General features: G+C 38.7%; 21 protein-coding genes. 18 read left to right on the forward strand and 3 right to left on the reverse strand.

The features are described from left to right. Positions 1–20: 20 nt before the first annotated feature. The 4 genes from ACOZ9X_RS19755 (at position 21) to ACOZ9X_RS19770 (ending at position 2,006) form a co-directional block, all read left to right on the forward strand. Positions 21–371, forward strand: coding sequence for a MerR family transcriptional regulator (locus ACOZ9X_RS19755; protein ID WP_423419676.1), 351 nt, complete (start codon positions 21–23; stop codon positions 369–371). Further along, complete coding sequence (locus ACOZ9X_RS19760) at positions 365–826, forward strand: SRPBCC family protein (protein ID WP_423419677.1); 462 nt, start codon at positions 365–367, stop codon at positions 824–826. Before ACOZ9X_RS19755 ends, ACOZ9X_RS19760 begins: the two co-directional genes overlap by 7 nt. Positions 827–922: 96 nt before the next feature. Further along, positions 923–1,345, forward strand: a complete 423-nt coding sequence (locus ACOZ9X_RS19765) for a pyridoxamine 5'-phosphate oxidase family protein (RefSeq protein ID WP_423419678.1) — start codon at positions 923–925, stop codon at positions 1,343–1,345. 97 nt (positions 1,346–1,442) lie between these two features. After that, positions 1,443–2,006 carry an ABC transporter permease subunit gene (locus ACOZ9X_RS19770; protein WP_423419718.1) on the forward strand — a complete coding sequence of 188 codons (564 nt, stop codon included), beginning with the start codon at positions 1,443–1,445 and terminating at the stop codon, positions 2,004–2,006. A 132-nt stretch (positions 2,007–2,138) separates the two neighbouring features. Here ACOZ9X_RS19770 and ACOZ9X_RS19775 read toward each other — a convergent pair whose 3' ends face one another. After that, a complete protein-coding gene (locus tag ACOZ9X_RS19775) occupies positions 2,139–2,315 on the reverse strand; it encodes a YjcZ family sporulation protein (protein ID WP_423419679.1) in 177 nt (58 codons plus the stop codon). Between the two features lie 368 nt (positions 2,316–2,683). On the opposite strand from ACOZ9X_RS19775, the gene ACOZ9X_RS19780 reads away from it, so the two are divergent. Together ACOZ9X_RS19780 and ACOZ9X_RS19785 are read left to right on the forward strand one after the other, a co-directional pair. Then, a complete protein-coding gene (locus ACOZ9X_RS19780; protein ID WP_423419680.1) occupies positions 2,684–2,932 on the forward strand; it encodes a hypothetical protein in 249 nt (82 codons plus the stop codon). A 132-nt stretch (positions 2,933–3,064) separates the two neighbouring features. Next, a complete protein-coding gene (locus tag ACOZ9X_RS19785; RefSeq protein WP_423419681.1) occupies positions 3,065–3,934 on the forward strand; it encodes a metal-dependent hydrolase in 870 nt (289 codons plus the stop codon). A gap of 30 nt (positions 3,935–3,964) precedes the next feature. Here the strand turns inward: ACOZ9X_RS19785 and ACOZ9X_RS19790 are convergent, their stop codons facing one another. Next, positions 3,965–6,373 carry a transglycosylase domain-containing protein gene (locus tag ACOZ9X_RS19790; protein WP_423419682.1) on the reverse strand — a complete coding sequence of 803 codons (2,409 nt, stop codon included), beginning with the start codon at positions 6,371–6,373 and terminating at the stop codon, positions 3,965–3,967. Positions 6,374–6,484: 111 nt separating this feature from the next. Between ACOZ9X_RS19790 and ACOZ9X_RS19795 the strand changes: the two genes are divergently transcribed. From ACOZ9X_RS19795 to ACOZ9X_RS19845, 11 genes are all read left to right on the forward strand, one after another. Further along, on the forward strand, positions 6,485–6,787 hold the full coding sequence (locus tag ACOZ9X_RS19795; protein ID WP_423419683.1) for a hypothetical protein: 303 nt from the start codon (positions 6,485–6,487) through the stop codon (positions 6,785–6,787). 176 nt (positions 6,788–6,963) lie between these two features. Continuing rightward, a complete protein-coding gene (locus tag ACOZ9X_RS19800) occupies positions 6,964–7,881 on the forward strand; it encodes a GNAT family N-acetyltransferase (protein WP_423419684.1) in 918 nt (305 codons plus the stop codon). 48 nt (positions 7,882–7,929) lie between these two features. Beyond that, complete coding sequence (locus ACOZ9X_RS19805; RefSeq protein WP_423419685.1) at positions 7,930–8,541, forward strand: TetR/AcrR family transcriptional regulator; 612 nt, start codon at positions 7,930–7,932, stop codon at positions 8,539–8,541. Positions 8,542–8,984: 443 nt separating this feature from the next. After that, positions 8,985–9,530 carry an RNA polymerase sigma factor SigX gene (locus ACOZ9X_RS19810; RefSeq protein WP_423419686.1) on the forward strand — a complete coding sequence of 182 codons (546 nt, stop codon included), beginning with the start codon at positions 8,985–8,987 and terminating at the stop codon, positions 9,528–9,530. Beyond that, on the forward strand, positions 9,517–10,680 hold the full coding sequence (locus ACOZ9X_RS19815; protein WP_423419687.1) for a hypothetical protein: 1,164 nt from the start codon (positions 9,517–9,519) through the stop codon (positions 10,678–10,680). Before ACOZ9X_RS19810 ends, ACOZ9X_RS19815 begins: the two co-directional genes overlap by 14 nt. Before the next feature lie 126 nt (positions 10,681–10,806). Continuing rightward, positions 10,807–11,265 carry a C40 family peptidase gene (locus tag ACOZ9X_RS19820; RefSeq protein WP_423419688.1) on the forward strand — a complete coding sequence of 153 codons (459 nt, stop codon included), beginning with the start codon at positions 10,807–10,809 and terminating at the stop codon, positions 11,263–11,265. A gap of 131 nt (positions 11,266–11,396) precedes the next feature. Next, positions 11,397–12,362 (forward strand): UV DNA damage repair endonuclease UvsE, encoded by a 966-nt coding sequence (gene uvsE / locus ACOZ9X_RS19825; protein WP_423419689.1) that lies wholly within the window; start codon positions 11,397–11,399, stop codon positions 12,360–12,362. A 161-nt stretch (positions 12,363–12,523) separates the two neighbouring features. Beyond that, positions 12,524–13,249 (forward strand): SDR family NAD(P)-dependent oxidoreductase, encoded by a 726-nt coding sequence (locus ACOZ9X_RS19830; RefSeq protein ID WP_423419690.1) that lies wholly within the window; start codon positions 12,524–12,526, stop codon positions 13,247–13,249. Continuing rightward, entirely contained in the window at positions 13,249–14,274 is a 1,026-nt protein-coding gene (locus ACOZ9X_RS19835) for an S-adenosylmethionine:tRNA ribosyltransferase-isomerase (protein ID WP_423419691.1), read from the forward strand. The genes ACOZ9X_RS19830 and ACOZ9X_RS19835 overlap by 1 nt, the downstream gene beginning before the upstream one ends. Before the next feature lie 13 nt (positions 14,275–14,287). Then, the gene (locus ACOZ9X_RS19840) at positions 14,288–14,641 is read left to right on the forward strand and encodes a VOC family protein (RefSeq protein WP_423419692.1); all 354 of its coding nucleotides are present in this window, start codon (positions 14,288–14,290) and stop codon (positions 14,639–14,641) included. Between the two features lie 62 nt (positions 14,642–14,703). Then, positions 14,704–15,159, forward strand: a complete 456-nt coding sequence (locus ACOZ9X_RS19845) for a VOC family protein (protein WP_423419693.1) — start codon at positions 14,704–14,706, stop codon at positions 15,157–15,159. Positions 15,160–15,202: 43 nt separating this feature from the next. On the opposite strand, the gene ACOZ9X_RS19850 is transcribed toward ACOZ9X_RS19845, so the two are convergent. Continuing rightward, entirely contained in the window at positions 15,203–15,949 is a 747-nt protein-coding gene (locus ACOZ9X_RS19850; RefSeq protein ID WP_423419694.1) for a metallophosphoesterase family protein, read from the reverse strand. A 68-nt stretch (positions 15,950–16,017) separates the two neighbouring features. Here ACOZ9X_RS19850 and ACOZ9X_RS19855 point away from each other — a divergent pair, with 68 nt between their 5' ends. Then, on the forward strand, positions 16,018–16,194 hold the full coding sequence (locus tag ACOZ9X_RS19855; protein WP_423419695.1) for a hypothetical protein: 177 nt from the start codon (positions 16,018–16,020) through the stop codon (positions 16,192–16,194). Positions 16,195–16,230 lie beyond the last annotated feature (36 nt).

A 16,230-nucleotide genomic window follows, 5' to 3' on the forward strand; every position in this document is an offset into this window, starting at 1 on the left:
TAGTAGGTGGTGAGTGATCCATGTATCGAGTAAGCGAGTTTTCTAATATGACAGGACTAAGCAAGGAAACCCTTAGATATTATGCAGAAGTGAAATTATTAGAGCCTGTTTTTATCGATCCTAAGAACAAGTATCGATATTACGATAACGGTTCTTACTTAATCGCCATGATCTTAGCTCGTTTAAGAAACTTTAACTTCACCATCCAAGAGATGCAGTCCGTAATGGAAGATGAATCCTTTGAAAATCTGGAGCAGATCTTAAACGAGAAAAAGAAAAATATTCAACAAAAGATAGATGAACTATACGGGACGATAGATGAGATCGATGAATTTTTATTATGGGGAAAGGAAGAGGATGAAAAATGCTAACGTGGAAAGAAGAGAGGACGATACCTGCAAACATCGAAAGAGTTTGGGTGCTTTTTTCTGATGAGAATATTAAAAGGATCATGCCAAACGTTGTTGAGCATACACCGATTGAGAGAAAAGAGGGTGTGGTAGGTTCTACGTACAAGCAGTCCTACAAAGAGGGACGCAGGATCGAAACGTATATTGTAAAAACATTGGCATACGAAGATACTGTTAACCGGAAGTATCTAGAAATCGGCTTTAGCTTGGCAAAAGCATTTGAGATTCAAACAGCGTTCACTCTTATAAAAATGGATGAAAATACGACCAAGTTTATTTATGAAGGTTCAAATAAAGGCATCAACTTTTTAGGGAAAGTGATGTTAAAAATCGCTGGAGACAAAAACAACAATAAAGTCGTTCATGATTTTATGGAGACCGTTGAAAGAGAAAGCTTAACAAATGTCCCTATCTAAATAAAACTCTCTGTTTAATCTATGTATAACATGATGTTTTATTTTCCATCCTAAAAGGTAGATATAATAGAGCCAAACTTTTAAGGAGTGGATGACATGGATAAAGAGCAGATGAAAAATAAAGTATTTGAAGTAGTAGACAAAAAACAGACGGGCGTGCTGGCAACGGTAAAGAAGAACAAGCCACATTCTCGCTATATGACCTTCTTCCACGATGAACTTACGTTTTACACGCCAACAAGTATCGAGACTCATAAAGCAGATGAAATTCAAGATAACCCGAATGTTCACGTACTAGTCGGCTATGATGGTGAAGGATACAACGATCCATATCTTGAAATTGAAGGTACAGCTACAATTCGAGATGATCAAGGGTTGAAAGAAAAATTTTGGAACGACCAAATGAAACACTATTTTGAAGGTCCGAATGACCCCAACTATATCTTGCTTGAAATCAAACCAAGCTTGATTCGACTTATGAATGACGGTGCACACGAACCACAAACATTAGAATTGTAAAAATAAAGGCCTCTCTTTTGAATAAAAGAGGGGCCTTTGTACGTTTAAATAGATTAAGAATCAGTCTCTTATAACTAAATTGTAATAAATAGGGAACATCCCGTCAGCGCTTCTAATCTTTTTTGTTGTAGGACCGATTATACAATTAGAAACCTTCACATTTTGGGAAAAAGCAATTTTTGAGATGCTGTTGATCATAGCTATCGCAGTTCCGAACACGTCTATTCTAATAAAAGAAGAGATCAACCTGATTGAAAAAGAAGAGTTTATCACAAGTGCTAAATTAATGGGTGGTTCAAGATTAAGGATCCTATCAAAACACATATTGCCCCATCTATGGCCAAAGCTTTTGCTGATCTATGTACAACAAGTGATTGCCGTCCTCCTTTTGTTAGCTCACCTTGGAATATTAGGCTTATTCTTTGGAGGAACAACGATGAGAGAATTTACAAATGAATATGAAATACCAGCATCAGACTCGAACGAATGGTCGGGGCTGATAGGAGGGTATTATTATCAACTTCGTTTAGCACCATGGCTCGTGTTCTTTCCTGTGTTCAGTTTTGCCGCTGTTATATTAGCTTTTAATTTTATGGCAGAGGGAATCAAACAATCAGCCAACAAGCTGCCTCTCCCAAAAAAAGATGAAGAGCAAGAGTGAACGAAAGCCAAGCATGAAATTGGTAGAAAAAGAATTATTCGTATTTCTATCAGAAAAGAAGATAGGTTGACTCAACACATGACTAAAAGGTAAAAAGACAAGAGTATGAACTCTTGCCTTTTTAACGAACTACTATCTCCACGACGCACCGATGATGATGAGAAGGATAAATAGCACGACAATTAAAGCGAAAACGCCGCCTCCTCCGCCGTAGCCGCCATATCCGTAACCGCTGCATGGGGTGTAGCAACCATATCCGTAACCTGGATAGCCCCAGTTACGTTGTTGTTTCTGTCTTTTTCCAAACATGCTGTAAGTCCTCCTTCTTTCTTGTGCCTTATGCTTTCATCTTAGTGTATGTCCCAGAAGAAGGAGTGACATGGACAAAATCCTAATGAAATTGAAAAAGTTTCATGGAAAGCTAGGAGGACATGCTATTGAGTGAAGTGATCATGCAGTATTGCAGTTTAGTAAATTGGCTTCAAGAAGTAAAAAGGAATGCCTGAAGAATATTGGCTAGAGCCTATTCAAGGAAGATAAGTGGTCTACAGGTGAAATCATCGCCCATATTAAAGCATGGGATGTGTTCGTTTGTGAAAGGTTTTCTTACTTTCTAAAGAGTGCTAACACACCACCTAAAAAGTGAAATGTAGAAGAAATAAATAGAAACGCTGCTTATGAGGCAAAATCGGGAATCTACAAAAAATGATTTAATTGATGAAGTGATTGAATGTCGACTCGTCTTATCTAGTAAACTTCAGGAACTGCCGGATGCGATTTGGGAAGAGAAAATTCAGATGGGACATTCATGGATTACATTATGTGAATATATTAAGGGTATTGTTGAACACGACGTTCATCATAAAAATCAAATCGAAAAATTCCTCTTGAATAAAGGGGTAGTTCTATATAAACAAGAAGTGTGAATGTGTAGGAAATAAAGTCGAATTTCCCCGGAAATTATCTTAGGAAATAATGGAAACCTTTGAAAGAGCTTCTATCAAGACAGAAGTTCTTTTTTTCGTTAACATAAAAGAAAAATGAATGAAAGAGGAATTATGGATACAGTAACTCACACATTGTTTGGTTTAACGTTGTATGGCGCTGCAAATAAAATGAATATGGACAAGTCACACAAGAGGGCTTTGTTGTTTACTACAGTGGTTGGCAGTCAGATTCCTGATATTGATGTGGTCGTAAACCTTACGGAAACAGGCCGCAACATGCAGCAGATGTGGCATAGAGGATTAACACATTCTTTTTTCCTCGTTCCTGTTTGGGGTATTATCATCTATCTTCTTAGCAGGCTTTTATTTAAGGTGAAAGATCGAAGGTTTTTCTACTGGGCGATCTTAGCCGTGTTTATTCATAATACGAGTGATCTCTTTAACACGTGGGGAACAGGATATCTCGAGCCTTTCTCAAGTTATCGAGTCACATTTGGTACGATTCCCATTGTGGATTTTGTATATTGGTTCTTGATGCTTGCTGGTTTTATCGTTTCAAGAAAAAAAGAACCATCAGATCGTTTTAAAGTTTTCCGTGTGGTATGGGTCTTGATGGTTGCACATGTTGCAGTTCAGTCGCTACAAGGTTATGTGATCTATAGCGAAGCAAAAGAAAAGTATGATGAGGTAGCATTAGCGGCAGGCTTTGTTCCTACACAGTTTCAAGTCATCGGTAAAAAAGATAGTGAAGTAGAAATCGTAAAAGATAGTCTTTTTATTGAGCCTGAGGTAGAGCATGTGTTGGTTTCAAGCGATGAAGCTGATTTAGAGCCGCTTTTTGAAGAGAATCCAAAAGCAAAAACACTTTATGAGTGGTCTCCGTTTGTTGTTGTGGTTGAAGAAGAGGAAAAACTTGGGATCTATGATCCTCGGTTTTATCGTAATGGAGAATCCTTTTTATATGAATTCATAGAAAAGTAACCCGCTAATTTTAGCAGGTTACTTTTTTGATTACGGTGTAGTTGTTGTTCCAGATGCTCCAGCGCCTGCTCCTGTTCCCGTACCTTCATCGTCGTCCGCAGGTGGTGGTTCAGTCGGTGGTGGCTCAGTTGGTGGCGGTTCTGTTGTCGGAGGCGGCTCCGTTGGAGGTGGATCTGGTACGGTCGGTGGATCCTCGGGTTCAGGTTTTGTATCAGGATCATCCGGGTTGTCATCTTGTGGTGGTGGAGGATCAGCCTCATCCTCTGGCTTTGTTGTAGGAGGCTCTGTTTGTTTTTCGTCTTCATTCTTTTTCTCTTCTTCTTTAACCTTATCTGCATCTTTCATTTTATTATCCTTCATTTCTTTCTCTTCTTTTTTGTTTTTCTTCGTCGGTTCGTTCTTAGTGGCTTTCTTTGTTTTAACAGGTGCCGTCATCTCTTTAAGGGAAGTCCCTTTTACGATGAGCTCTTTCGTCACATTAGAACCGTTTTCATCTTTCGTTACATATCCAGTATCTTTATTGATGTATACTTCCTCAACAGATTTTGGCTTAGAAAATCCAGAAGTCTTTTTATCTTTTGACACTTCAGAGACGATAGACTTGAAAATGTATTTCGCTATTCTTTGGTCTTCAGGTGTTAAGTAGTTCTCAGCGGTTGTTTTGTCATACCCTGTCCATACTGCAGCTGTATAGTTTGTTGTATAGCCTGCGAACCACGAGTCACTTGAGCCCTTCTCAATATGATCAAGACCATCTGGCATGTTCGTCGTTCCTGTTTTTCCTGCAACCTCTAACCCGGGGATAGCGGCTAGCGTTCCTGTTCCTCTTTTAACTACATCTTTAAGCATATCTGTAACCATATAAGCCGTGTAATCATGCATGGCTGCAACAGGTTTGGACTCGTACTTCGTTTCATAGCCATCTGGATATTTTACACTACGAAGCGTGGTCGGTTTATGATAAACACCTTGGTTTCCGAATGCTGTGTATGCCCCTGCTAGTTCTAGTGGTGAAGGACCTTTACCAAATCCGCCGATAGCATAGGCGGGATGAGCGGTCTTAATAGGTATACCTAGCTGTTTGGCGAAGCTTACAGCATCTTCTGAACCAACTTCCATAAAGGTTTTAATCGCAGGAATGTTGTAGGAATGAACGAGTGCTTCTCTCATGGAAACATCTCCATGAAATTCATCATCCCAGTTTCCGGCTTCCCAACCGTCGATCTCTAACTCTTCATCTTTAATCTGTTTATACGTAGACCATTTAAACTTTTCTATTGCTGGACCATAATCTAAGATTGGTTTAATGGTCGAACCGGGTTGGCGTGTTATATCAGTCGCATAGTTAAATCCTTTTTCAATGTTTTGCTCACCGCTTGTTCGGTTCCCTCCTAATGCTCGAATCACACCAGTCTTTGTATCGAGCAGCGCAACACCGGCTTTGAATTTGTCATTTGGATAGTTCACATATTCTTCAGTAGATAGCACTTTTTCGGTATGAGCTTGAGCTTTTTGATCAAGTGTTGTATAAATTTTTAATCCGCCTTCATAAATCGCTCTCTCAGAAACTCCTTTTTCTTTTAATTCCTTAATCACTTGCTGAATAAAAGCATCATATTTTAATCGCTTCGTTTTTTCTTTTGAGAGAGATTCCGTTACAGCTGTTTTCATGGCTTCTTCTTTTTGCTGCTTTGTAATAGCACCGTTCTTGTACATGAGCTGCAATACGGTATTGCGTCTTTCCTCTGCTACTTTAGGATGGAGGAAAGGGTCATAACTGCTCGGTCTTTGAGGCAGACCAGCTAAAAGAGCGGCCTCTGCGGGCGATAGATCTTTTAAGGGCTTATTAAAATATGTTTTTGAAGCAGTGGCAACACCATATGCTCCGCTGCCAAAGTAGATTTTGTTTAAGTACATTTCCAGGATTTGATTCTTTGTGTACTTTTGTTCTAATTGAATAGCTAGGTAAGCTTCTTGTACTTTTCGTTCGAGTGTCTTGTCTGACGATAGAACAGAGTTTTTTACAACCTGCTGTGTGATCGTACTTGCCCCTTCAGCACCAAATCCATCTTGTACATTTGCTACCGCGGCTCCGACTATACGCTTCACATCTATTCCCATGTGATCTTTAAATCGAACGTCTTCTGTAGAGATAAATGCCTGTTGAACGAGTTCTGGTATGTCGTCAATCTTTACATATTCTCGTCGTTCAGAGCCTGTAACATACGTGATGAACTCATCGTTCATATCATAGATCATCGATGATTGAGGATCTTTCAAGTCGTCAGCTGTAAGCTTCGGAGTTCCATTCACGTATGCATAGATCATGGCCCCTCCAAATGTCACGCTGGATAAGAAAAGAATGAGAGTAATAATAGCTGTTCGCCGAATCCAAAGTGATTGTTTTCTTTTCTGACGAAGTACAGACCTTTTCGCCACAGCAATCTTCCTTTCTCTAAGTTACTACTCCTGATTTACCCAATACTTGTAAATATAAAACAGTTTATAAAGAGACGGGATGGGGGAAAGTTAAACTAGAGGAGTGATTCTATGAAAACACAGACGAAAGAAAGAGCTCAGATTATTTACTCCATGTTGGAAGATATTCATCAAAACAAAAGCATAAATGAAGAACAAATTAATAAATTAACGGAAGTTGCTCAACTGTTAAAAGAAGATGTTGAGATCGGAGAGAAAACTTCTGGTGTACTAGATGATATGAGTGAATTTGGAGAAAAGGCTCTTCAATTGTCATCAGAACAACAATTAAACGATTATTTAAAGCAAGAAGATCAAAAAGTTGAAGAGTATTATGATCATTTTAAGATGTTATTTCATGAAGAACGATCATAAATGTGTCAAATGCTGATATCAAGGGAGGAATTACTCTCTTGATATCAGTTTTTTTAATTTCGAGGGAAGGAATTCTGATTTTGTCGAACGATTATGTTGGTCATACATTTCTTTTTTTTATAAAATTTAATAAAACGACCAGTCGTTTTTAAAAATAAGAATGAGGAGTGATTGTAGTGTTAGTCATTAAACGATTTAGTGAGTTAACCTTTAATGAAGCGATTACGTTATGGAACGAATCGTGGAAGCATTATTTCTCTGATATGACCATGGACCTTAATCGATTCATACAAAAGATTGCAGGTGAGGGAATTTCATTAGAAAAGTCAGTCGTGGCTGTTTACGATGGGAAGTTAGCAGGGTTTGTACTGAACAGTTTTCGAACGATTAACGGCAAACGATACGTATGGAACGGTGGGACCGCAATCGCTCCAGATTTTAGAGGAATGGGTGTTGGCAAGAAGCTCATATCCGTCTGTCTAACCATATATGAAGAAGAGAAGGTCGAAATTGCAAGGCTCGAAGCGATCAAAGAAAATGAAGCTGCTATTCAACTATATAAGAGTATGGGTTATGTGACGTTCGAAGAGCTGACATATCTACAGCATGAAGGAGTCATTACTGCTTGGAACAGTGCAAGTTCAGAGATACAGATTAAAGAAGTTTCTCTATTTGATATACAACAATTGTCCTTTTTTAAACCTAGTACTGCATGGCAGACACAATTTCCGAGTTTAAGAGACTGTATTTGTGTGGTAGGAATGAAGGACGAAATTCCACTCGGATATGCTGTGTATAAAAAAGTTTATAATGATACAGGGAAGTTAGCCACAATTTTACTCTATCAATTTGTAACCGACGAACAGAATGAATTCCAAGAGGAGACGGTGAGAGAATTAGTAAAAACCGTATTCGCGCCAGCCGAGGAATCTGTGAAGAGGATAACGATTAACATACCTAAAAAAGAAGATTATCTAAACCAACTGTTGCGCGAGACAGGATTTACAACGTATGTTGAACAAGTTCATATGGAACGTATAATCGAACAGACTAACGAGTCTCACCCAGTGAAAACTTTTTCCAAAATAGACTGAAAACTCTGTTATACTTATAGAAGACGTGTCATAAATGGAGGAAGCATCATGCCTAAAGTTTCAGCTGAGTATAAAGAAGAGAAACGCAACCACATTCTTGAGAGCGCCTTAAAATGCTTTAGTGAAAAGGGATACCAAGCTACGATTATAGACGACATCGTTAAAGATTCGAACATTAGTAAAGGTGCCATCTATAACTATTTTGCTAGTAAAGAAGAAATCTATCTTCAGCTTTTAAAGAAGCGAACAGATGAATTTTTCGAAGATATGGAACAAGAGAACGCTTCTCTTACAAGCGCTAGCAGAAAGCTTGAAAATCTATTCAAACGTTGGAAAAAACAAGAGTTAAAAGAAGATGATCAGCAGACGATGCGTGTATATATTGAATTCTGGCTCTATGGATCAAGACAAGATGATCTTAGATCTATTCTTGCAGAACGATATAATCGTTTAATTGATTATATCGTGAAGATTATTAAAGAAGGTCAGGAATCGGGAGAAATCAAAAAAGAGTTGGATCCACAGAACATTTCACGAATCTTTTGGGCTCTTCGTGATGGTAACGTGCTTCATTATTCTTTTTTAGGAGAAGAAGAGCAATACCGGATAGCCTGGGATACCATTGAAGAGATGTTTTTAAGTTATGTAATAACGAAATAAAGAGGAGGCACCAAAGCTGATTTGGTGTCTTTTTTTTGTTGATAGATTATTTGTTAGTAAGGGTATTGGAATATCTGTACATGTCGAAATAAGTCGACTCGCGGATATATAAGCAAAACTCGAGGGATTATGCTCAAAACTCGCGGATATATATTCAAATCTTAAGGGATTACCATAAGAATTTCTCATATTAACTAGTGAAATACCCTGTGAGGTATACCTTATCGCTGGCTATCTTTAGCCAAAACAGCCCTTGTCCTGCTCAAGACATATTAACTGGCTAGTTTTGTCTAAGAAGTTCCACTTTTGTTGGGAATTATCGACCAAATGGTCCTATCGAGATGATATAAAAAAGAGTAGACTTAGAAGTAACATATTTGTAATGTAACTTTTCATAAGTAAATTCGACTACATAAATACATAGAGATAGGGGGCCATCCGAAGTGAAAGAAACGTTTGACCGATTGTACGATGAGTATCATACGGCGTTATTTCAATTTATCTTCTATATGGTACGAAATCGCGAATCGGCAGAAGACCTTGTGCAAGAAGTTTATATCCGAGTATTAAACGCCTACGAAAGTTTCGAAGGCAAGAGTTCAGAGAAAACATGGTTGTATTCCATTGCCAGGCACGTGGCCATTGACTGGCTTAGAAAACAATCCAGACGCAACAAACGGTTCCTATTCTTTGATATAAAAGAAAGTGAAAGTGTATTGCGTGATGGAAACCCCCTTCCAGAAGAATTAGTTGCAAAAAAAGAGTCTTACCGAGATTTATATACAATGATGAAACGTTGTTCACTCGATCAGCAGCAAGTGCTTGTACTTCGGTACATTCAATCATTATCGATCTCAGAAACTGCGCAAATACTAAGTTGGACCGAAAGTAAAGTAAAGACCACCCAGCACCGGGCTATAAAAGAATTGCGCAAATGGCTGGATCAGCAACCGGGCCTGGAGGAGGAATTGAAAGATGGAACCAATTAAGTGGAATGATGAAAAAATTGAAGAGCATCTTAAGCATTTGCCCCCAATAAGAGACCGTCGATCTAAGCAGGATCTTTTCTTAAAGGTTCAGGCAAATATTAATTATAAGGATAATAAAGGTAAACGCCTTCCTTCATGGAGTATACCGGCCCTCGCTACAGCTTGTGCTCTTATCATATTTGGTGTCTTCGCTCCGGATCTTGTGAAGAACGGGATACAGATGGAGAACTCTAAAGTTGCTGAGCAAGCGGATAAGATGGAAGAAAAATCGTTAGATGGATCAGCGGATAAAGATCAAAACTCTGCTGGTATCATGAAAGCTGAACCATCTGTTGCGTATCATGCGCCTTATCTTGAAAAGAACTTGAAAGCGATGAACAAAGACTGGGTGACTGTAGGCTATTTGGATGATCAAGCACAGCTTGTCATACCTGTTAGTTTCTTAACTGATCAAGACTTTTACGTTAATAAAGTGAATAAAGAACTTAAAGCATTCAAACCGAGTGATGTTGGGTTGACGAATAGTCCGCTAGAAAAGGCGAAAATCACCGAAGAAGAAGAGACGGTGATTGTTGATCTTCCAGCAGGCTCTATTAATGGAGCCGAAGAACCTTTGCTTCAGGCTTTAATCACGATGACTTTTGCTAACGAAGATCAGAAGGCGAAAGTCGAACTGCGTATGGATGGGGACAAAGGCTACGAATTTCAGCGTTATGGAACAGTATCTGAATGGGATCTTAAAGTTCCTGGTGCTCCTCATTTTCGTTATGACGCCCCATCAACAGATGCATTTATCGTAAGTCTGTATGCAACGGGGATAGACACGAAATCGATGCCAAAGGAGTTTGAAGATGCTCTTGAGATGATGGATGATGAGCAAGAGCGTGGCCTTAAACCGCTGTTACCAAAAAACACAGTACTAGGTGTAAAAGTACTGAACAAGGATGACGTAGAGATTACCTTTCCCGATTCTATAAAATTGTCTGCTGATGATACAGAAGATCTGATGATGATCGACGCTATTCTATTAACAGCTGAAAGCTACGGTTTTGAGTCTGTAAAGTTTAACAATACGAAACTTGATTCAATCGGTCCTTATAAGCTTAGTGAAGAGATTGAAGGAGTGACCGGTACCAACTTCTATCAATGATCTAATGAAGAAGATGTCGAAAAAGGCTGCAATTTGCAGTCTTTTTTCTATGTAAAAAAAGTAACTTTGCATATACAATCATCGACTAATAGAGTGTAAGAGTTCATTAAAGAGAGGATGTTGAACATGAAACGTTTACTCGTCGCAGTAGTTTCATTAGGACTCGCAGCTTTATTAATCTTAAGCGGTGTATCTGCAGCAAAAGCATCTCCATCTTATGATCAAGAAGTGACAGAAACGGCAAAACTCTTCAAAGGTGCTCCATTTAAATGGGGTGGCACAACACCAAAAGGATTTGATGCATCTGGGTTTACCACATATATATTTAAAACAACTGTAGCTAATAAAATTCTTCCAAGAACGTCTGCTGATCAATATAAAGGCGGCACACCCGTTTCAAAAGGAAAAGAAAAACTAGGTGACCTCGTATTCTTCAAAACAAATGGCAAAAGTGTTTCCTTTGTAGGCATCTATATGGGGAATAGAGAGTTCATTGCGGCTACTTCAAAAGGAGTACGCATCCAATCATTGGACGCTAATTACTGGAAGAATACGTATGTAGGTTCGAAAAGATATTTACCTTAAAAATAGCGAGAACTGTCCTAAATCGTTAGGGCAGTTTTTTTTAAGTAAAACAGTTAAGCACAAAACCACATAACGATTAAAAGAGAATGTAATAGGGTCATACTGTTAATGATGAAAATGAGGTGTGACAGATGACCATAATTAAGCTTGGTTTTGTGGCAATGAGCATGGAATTAAAAAATGCTTCTCCATCCAAAACGATGACCTATAAACAATTCAGTCAGCTACAGAATAGAGAGGCGGGTTTGAGGAAACTTGAGCGCATATCGCTTGCCAATATAACCAATACGCTTCGAGTGTTAAAGCATGCCGTGGCTAACGATGTAAGGTTTTATCGAATGACGTCCAGAATCATTCCGCTAGCCAATCATAGTGAGCTCTTAGACTGGGATTATATTAGCCCTTTGCATGATGCACTCCATGAGATGGGACAATATGCAAAACAACATAATATGAGACTAGACTTTCACCCGGACCATTTTGTACTAATAAATTCTCCGAAAAAAGAGATCCTGAAAAACTCTCTAAAGACGCTGCAACTACACTACAAATTATTAAAAAACATGGGGATCGATACAGAGCATCGATGCGTGATGCATGTAGGTGGAAACTATAAAGAAACCGATGTAGCCCTCGAACGATTCGTGCAGAATTGGGGAAGCGTTCCTTTATCCATTCAAAGAATGATCATGCTTGAGAACGATGATACTTCTTTTACCATGGCGGATGCTCTGTACCTTTGTGAAAAGCTGCAGATTCCTCTTGTGTTTGATTATCACCATCACCTTGCATACCATCATGACGAGAACTGGATCCAGCATTGGCCACGAGTAGTAGAGTCATGGAAAACATCTCCGTTGCCATTGAAAATGCATATCTCTAGTCCAAAGAGCGAGAAGCAATTTAGAAATCATGCAGACTATGTGGATGTTAATATGTTTTTTGATTTTTTGAAAGAAGTAAAAGGTAGTGTGGAAGAAATCGATTGTATGATTGAATCGAAGAAAAAAGATTTAGCCCTTTTTCAGCTTATGAGGGAAATAAAAGAGAGAAACGACGTTGAAATACTAGACGGAGCATCTTTTCGCCTTAAGTAAAACCTTTGCTATCGCAGAGGTTTTTTTATTTTCCGGGAAATTTGTCGAAAAATTTGAAAACTTTTTCATTGACGAATGAAAAGAAGTGTAACTATAATAAAAATACTTAGTAAACATAAATGTATAAAAAGTATAAATTATAAACTCAGGAGGAACACGAAATGAAAAAAGTAATCATGATCACAGGAGCTTCAAAAGGACTAGGTAAAGCGCTTTCCCTATATTTTGCCCGGGAAGGATATCACTTGGCGATATGTGCAAGAAACGAAGGTGCCCTTCAAAGTGTGAAGAATGAAGCGATTCAGCTTGGAGCAAACGTTCTCGCAATAGAAGCAGATATGTCAAAGCCAAAAGATGTAGAACGATTCGTAGCACTGACTGAAGAGCATTTTGGAGCAATAGATGTGTTGATCAACAATGCATCCATCATTGGTCCTAGCCCGATTCCTTATTTGCTTGATTATCCTGAGCAAGATTTTGAAGAAGTTCTACGTGTTAACACGATCGGACCATTCTTAGTAACTAGAAGAGTCTTACCGATCATGCTTCAAAAACAGCAAGGAAGCATCATTAATATCACATCAGAGGCAGGTGCAACTGGTTATGCGGGATGGGGAGCATATGGCATCTCAAAATTTGCACTTGAAGGGCTAACAGAAACGTGGGCAGACGAAGTAAGTGAATCTGGTGTACGTGTGAACATGGTTGATCCTGGCGAGATGGATACTGAAATGCATGCACGTGCTGTACCAGACTGTGATTATGAGCTTGCAAAACCTGAGGACCTTACGGCTGTTTTTGGATACTTGGCATCAGATGCATCCTCACTCATTACCGGAAAGCGATTAGAAGCACAGACGTTTCAGCTTGAGGGGAGTGAGTTTTAATGGAAACAGCGATGAAGTTTGAGGTTCCAGATGAACTAAACGCAAAAGAACCACCAGAACGAAGAGGATTACGCAGAGATTATGTAAAAATGATGGTGCTCGATAAAGACACTGGAATGACCAATCACACTCAGTTCTATCAACTAGATAGGTATTTAAAAAAAGGTGACTTGCTCGTACTTAACGCAAGCCGAACAGTTCCAGCCGTTTTAAAGAGTCGAATAGAAGCAGATGCCACTGAGGTAGAGATCCGGCTGGCTCACAGAAAGAATGAATCGACTTGGGAAGCACTTCCCGTTAGCGGAACTGTAAAAGAAGGTGATATCATCCGTTTTTCGCCGACATTAACGGCTACTATTATTGAACAGTCAGAAGATACACCTTTTGTATCTTTAGCATTCAATCTATGCTGCTCTTCGCTTTTTAACCAAATCTATGATCTAGGAGAGCCTGTCAGGTACGAATACATTCAGAAGCCTTGGAATTTGGATTACTATCAAACGGTTTTTGCTACCATTCCAGGGTCTGTTGAGATGCCCTCTGCTGGAAGGGCTTTCAGTTGGGAGCTTCTGTTTCGGCTTCAGAAAAAAGGCGTTAGGATTGCTTATGTTACGCTTCATACGGGGCTAAGTTATTTGCTGGATGATAAGTGGTATAAAGGACCGGACAAAAACTTTGAAAACTATCATATACCGAATGAAACGGCTGACCTCATTTCTGAAACGAAAAACAATGGAGGTCGTGTGATCGCAGTTGGTACAACAGTTGTAAGAACGCTAGAGACAGTAGCACAGCAAAGCGGAAGGGTCCAGGCGGCTAATGGATGGACGAATCTATATATTACTGAAAATACGAAACTGGCCGTATGTGATGGGTTGATTACAGGAATGCATGAACCGGAGGCGAGTCATCTGCAACTGCTCTCTGCATTCGTAGACCGATCCAAGTTATATAAAGCTTACAATGATGCGATTCAAAAGCGCTACCTCTGGCACGAGTTTGGCGATATGAATCTAATTCTGTAAGTAGGTGAATCAGATGCTGCATCATATCGGGCTGTATGTAAATGATATGAAAACGTCTTGTGAATTCTATGAAAAGATTCTTCTTATTGAAAAGAAAGAACGTTTCATGTGGAACGATACAGAGCTCATATTTTTAATAGGGAAAGGATATCAGCTTGAATTGATGCCTAATTCAGGGAGTCATGCAGCTTGCAGCCATATCGCATTCAGCGTGACTTCTGTGACGAAAAAAATAAAGGAACTATCTCAAAAGGAGATCTTTTTAACAGAAGGACCGTATGAACTTCCGAACGGTTGGAGAACGGTTTTTTACGAAGGTCCAGATGGAGAAGAGATTGAATTTATACAGACGAGGATTCCTCACTAATATAGATTGTCACCCTAAATAATAGAAAAAAATATAAAGAACAGAATAAAAGGAGAAATCAAATGATTAAAGGGCTTTACGAAGCACATTTGCCTGTCAGTAATCTTAAGAAATCTATTGAGTTTTATAAAAAACTAGATTTAGAAATCGCTTATCAACAAGAAAATCTAGTGTTTTTCTGGATTGAAAAAGGGAGAAGTTGGTTGGGATTATGGGAAACTGAAAAGGTTAACACCCCTTATCACCCATCATTAAGACATATCGCGTTTCAGATTGATAGAGATAATATGTTAAACATTAAGAAATGGTTAGAAGAAAGAGATATAGAAGTCTCTACTAATTTTGGATTTCCGCCTGAAAAACAACCTTTAGTGTTACCTAATAACCCACAAGCTCACGCAGCCGTTTACTTCAAAGATCCAGATGGAAATAGCATTGAGTTAATTGCCCCGTTAAGACTGGATTTCGAAGAGGAATTTAATATGATGACATTAGATGAATGGAATGAAACAAAATAAATTAGCCTTTTTAAAAATACACTGCAAAAAAAGAGCTAAACCCTTATTTATGAAAAGCTTTCATCAGAAATGGACCATCCGGAACTTTAAGTTCTTTATATGCTTTAAATAAACGAGTCTGGTCGTACGGTACCGATTTATATTCAATACTAAGTTCCTGTTCATCCGTCTTGTAGACAATAGCATAGCGTGCTTCAGCTACTTTATTACAACCTAGTGCACCTGGATTCACGATATGCGTTTGTTTTACTTTAAAGTCATGAAGGATATGATGATGACCAAATCCTATAAAATTATAGGTTAGTGAATCTTTGAAAAGTTCTTTCATTGCATTAGAATCTGGCTCACTTATAATCGGCATAAAGGGATCTTCAGATATTGGAGATTCTTTTTTTCCTTGTTTAAAAGGGTAGTGTGTGATGAGAAAGTTGAAACCATCTTCCTCAATTGTCAGCTCTCGTGGAAGTGTGCTCAAAGTATCAACATTTGTATCAGTTAGCTGGTCAGCGATCCATTGATGATGTTGCCTCGCATGACTGTGACTCTTAGGGTGTGGCAAACCATATTTTAACGCCAAAATCGCTTCATCATGATTTCCCGTAACCATCATAATAGACGGCAGATTACATAACCGCTCAAGCACCTCGTTTGTAAAAGGACCGATTCCAATCATGTCACCACCGCTAATAAAACGAGAGATCCCCATACGTGTAGCGTCATCAATAACAGCTTGAAGTGCATCCAAATTACCATGAATATCTGTAAAATAAGCAAAAAGAGATTTCAACATATCTCCACCTTCAACAAATTATCTAAATAAGACTGCTTCTTTGCAAAAAGACTTAGGAGGTTAAGGAAATGAGTGTGAAGCTTGGTTTTATTTTAGATTGTGTAATTATTTTAACTGCTTTGTTAGGCATATTTTACTTAATCTTCATAGGTGAGTGGAATAGCATATTTTTTATTTCATGTTTGATCTTAGGACTCAGCTCCATAATTAGAATATCAAAAGAAGCAAAAGAAGGTTTTAAATGATGCAAAAGAACATAGCCCCTCACGAGGGGGCTATAA

The organism is Fictibacillus nanhaiensis (assembly GCF_049537595.1).
GTDB classification, from domain to species: domain Bacteria; phylum Bacillota; class Bacilli; order Bacillales; family Fictibacillaceae; genus Fictibacillus; species Fictibacillus nanhaiensis_F.

Coding starts and splice junctions, on each gene's coding strand:
- ACOZ9X_RS19805 (WP_423419685.1), top strand. CDS start 7,930: ATGCCTAAAGTTTCAGCTGAGTATAAAGAAGAGAAACGCAACCACATT.
- ACOZ9X_RS19835 (WP_423419691.1), top strand. CDS start 13,249: ATGGAAACAGCGATGAAGTTTGAGGTTCCAGATGAACTAAACGCAAAA.
- ACOZ9X_RS19755 (WP_423419676.1), top strand. CDS start 21: ATGTATCGAGTAAGCGAGTTTTCTAATATGACAGGACTAAGCAAGGAA.
- ACOZ9X_RS19850 (WP_423419694.1), bottom strand. CDS start 15,949: ATGTTGAAATCTCTTTTTGCTTATTTTACAGATATTCATGGTAATTTG.
- ACOZ9X_RS19855 (WP_423419695.1), top strand. CDS start 16,018: ATGAGTGTGAAGCTTGGTTTTATTTTAGATTGTGTAATTATTTTAACT.
- ACOZ9X_RS19830 (WP_423419690.1), top strand. CDS start 12,524: ATGAAAAAAGTAATCATGATCACAGGAGCTTCAAAAGGACTAGGTAAA.
- ACOZ9X_RS19820 (WP_423419688.1), top strand. CDS start 10,807: ATGAAACGTTTACTCGTCGCAGTAGTTTCATTAGGACTCGCAGCTTTA.
- ACOZ9X_RS19815 (WP_423419687.1), top strand. CDS start 9,517: ATGGAACCAATTAAGTGGAATGATGAAAAAATTGAAGAGCATCTTAAG.
- ACOZ9X_RS19780 (WP_423419680.1), top strand. CDS start 2,684: ATGAGGCAAAATCGGGAATCTACAAAAAATGATTTAATTGATGAAGTG.
- ACOZ9X_RS19765 (WP_423419678.1), top strand. CDS start 923: ATGGATAAAGAGCAGATGAAAAATAAAGTATTTGAAGTAGTAGACAAA.
- ACOZ9X_RS19845 (WP_423419693.1), top strand. CDS start 14,704: ATGATTAAAGGGCTTTACGAAGCACATTTGCCTGTCAGTAATCTTAAG.
- ACOZ9X_RS19795 (WP_423419683.1), top strand. CDS start 6,485: ATGAAAACACAGACGAAAGAAAGAGCTCAGATTATTTACTCCATGTTG.
- uvsE (WP_423419689.1), top strand. CDS start 11,397: ATGACCATAATTAAGCTTGGTTTTGTGGCAATGAGCATGGAATTAAAA.
- ACOZ9X_RS19840 (WP_423419692.1), top strand. CDS start 14,288: ATGCTGCATCATATCGGGCTGTATGTAAATGATATGAAAACGTCTTGT.
- ACOZ9X_RS19775 (WP_423419679.1), bottom strand. CDS start 2,315: ATGTTTGGAAAAAGACAGAAACAACAACGTAACTGGGGCTATCCAGGT.
- ACOZ9X_RS19785 (WP_423419681.1), top strand. CDS start 3,065: ATGGATACAGTAACTCACACATTGTTTGGTTTAACGTTGTATGGCGCT.
- ACOZ9X_RS19760 (WP_423419677.1), top strand. CDS start 365: ATGCTAACGTGGAAAGAAGAGAGGACGATACCTGCAAACATCGAAAGA.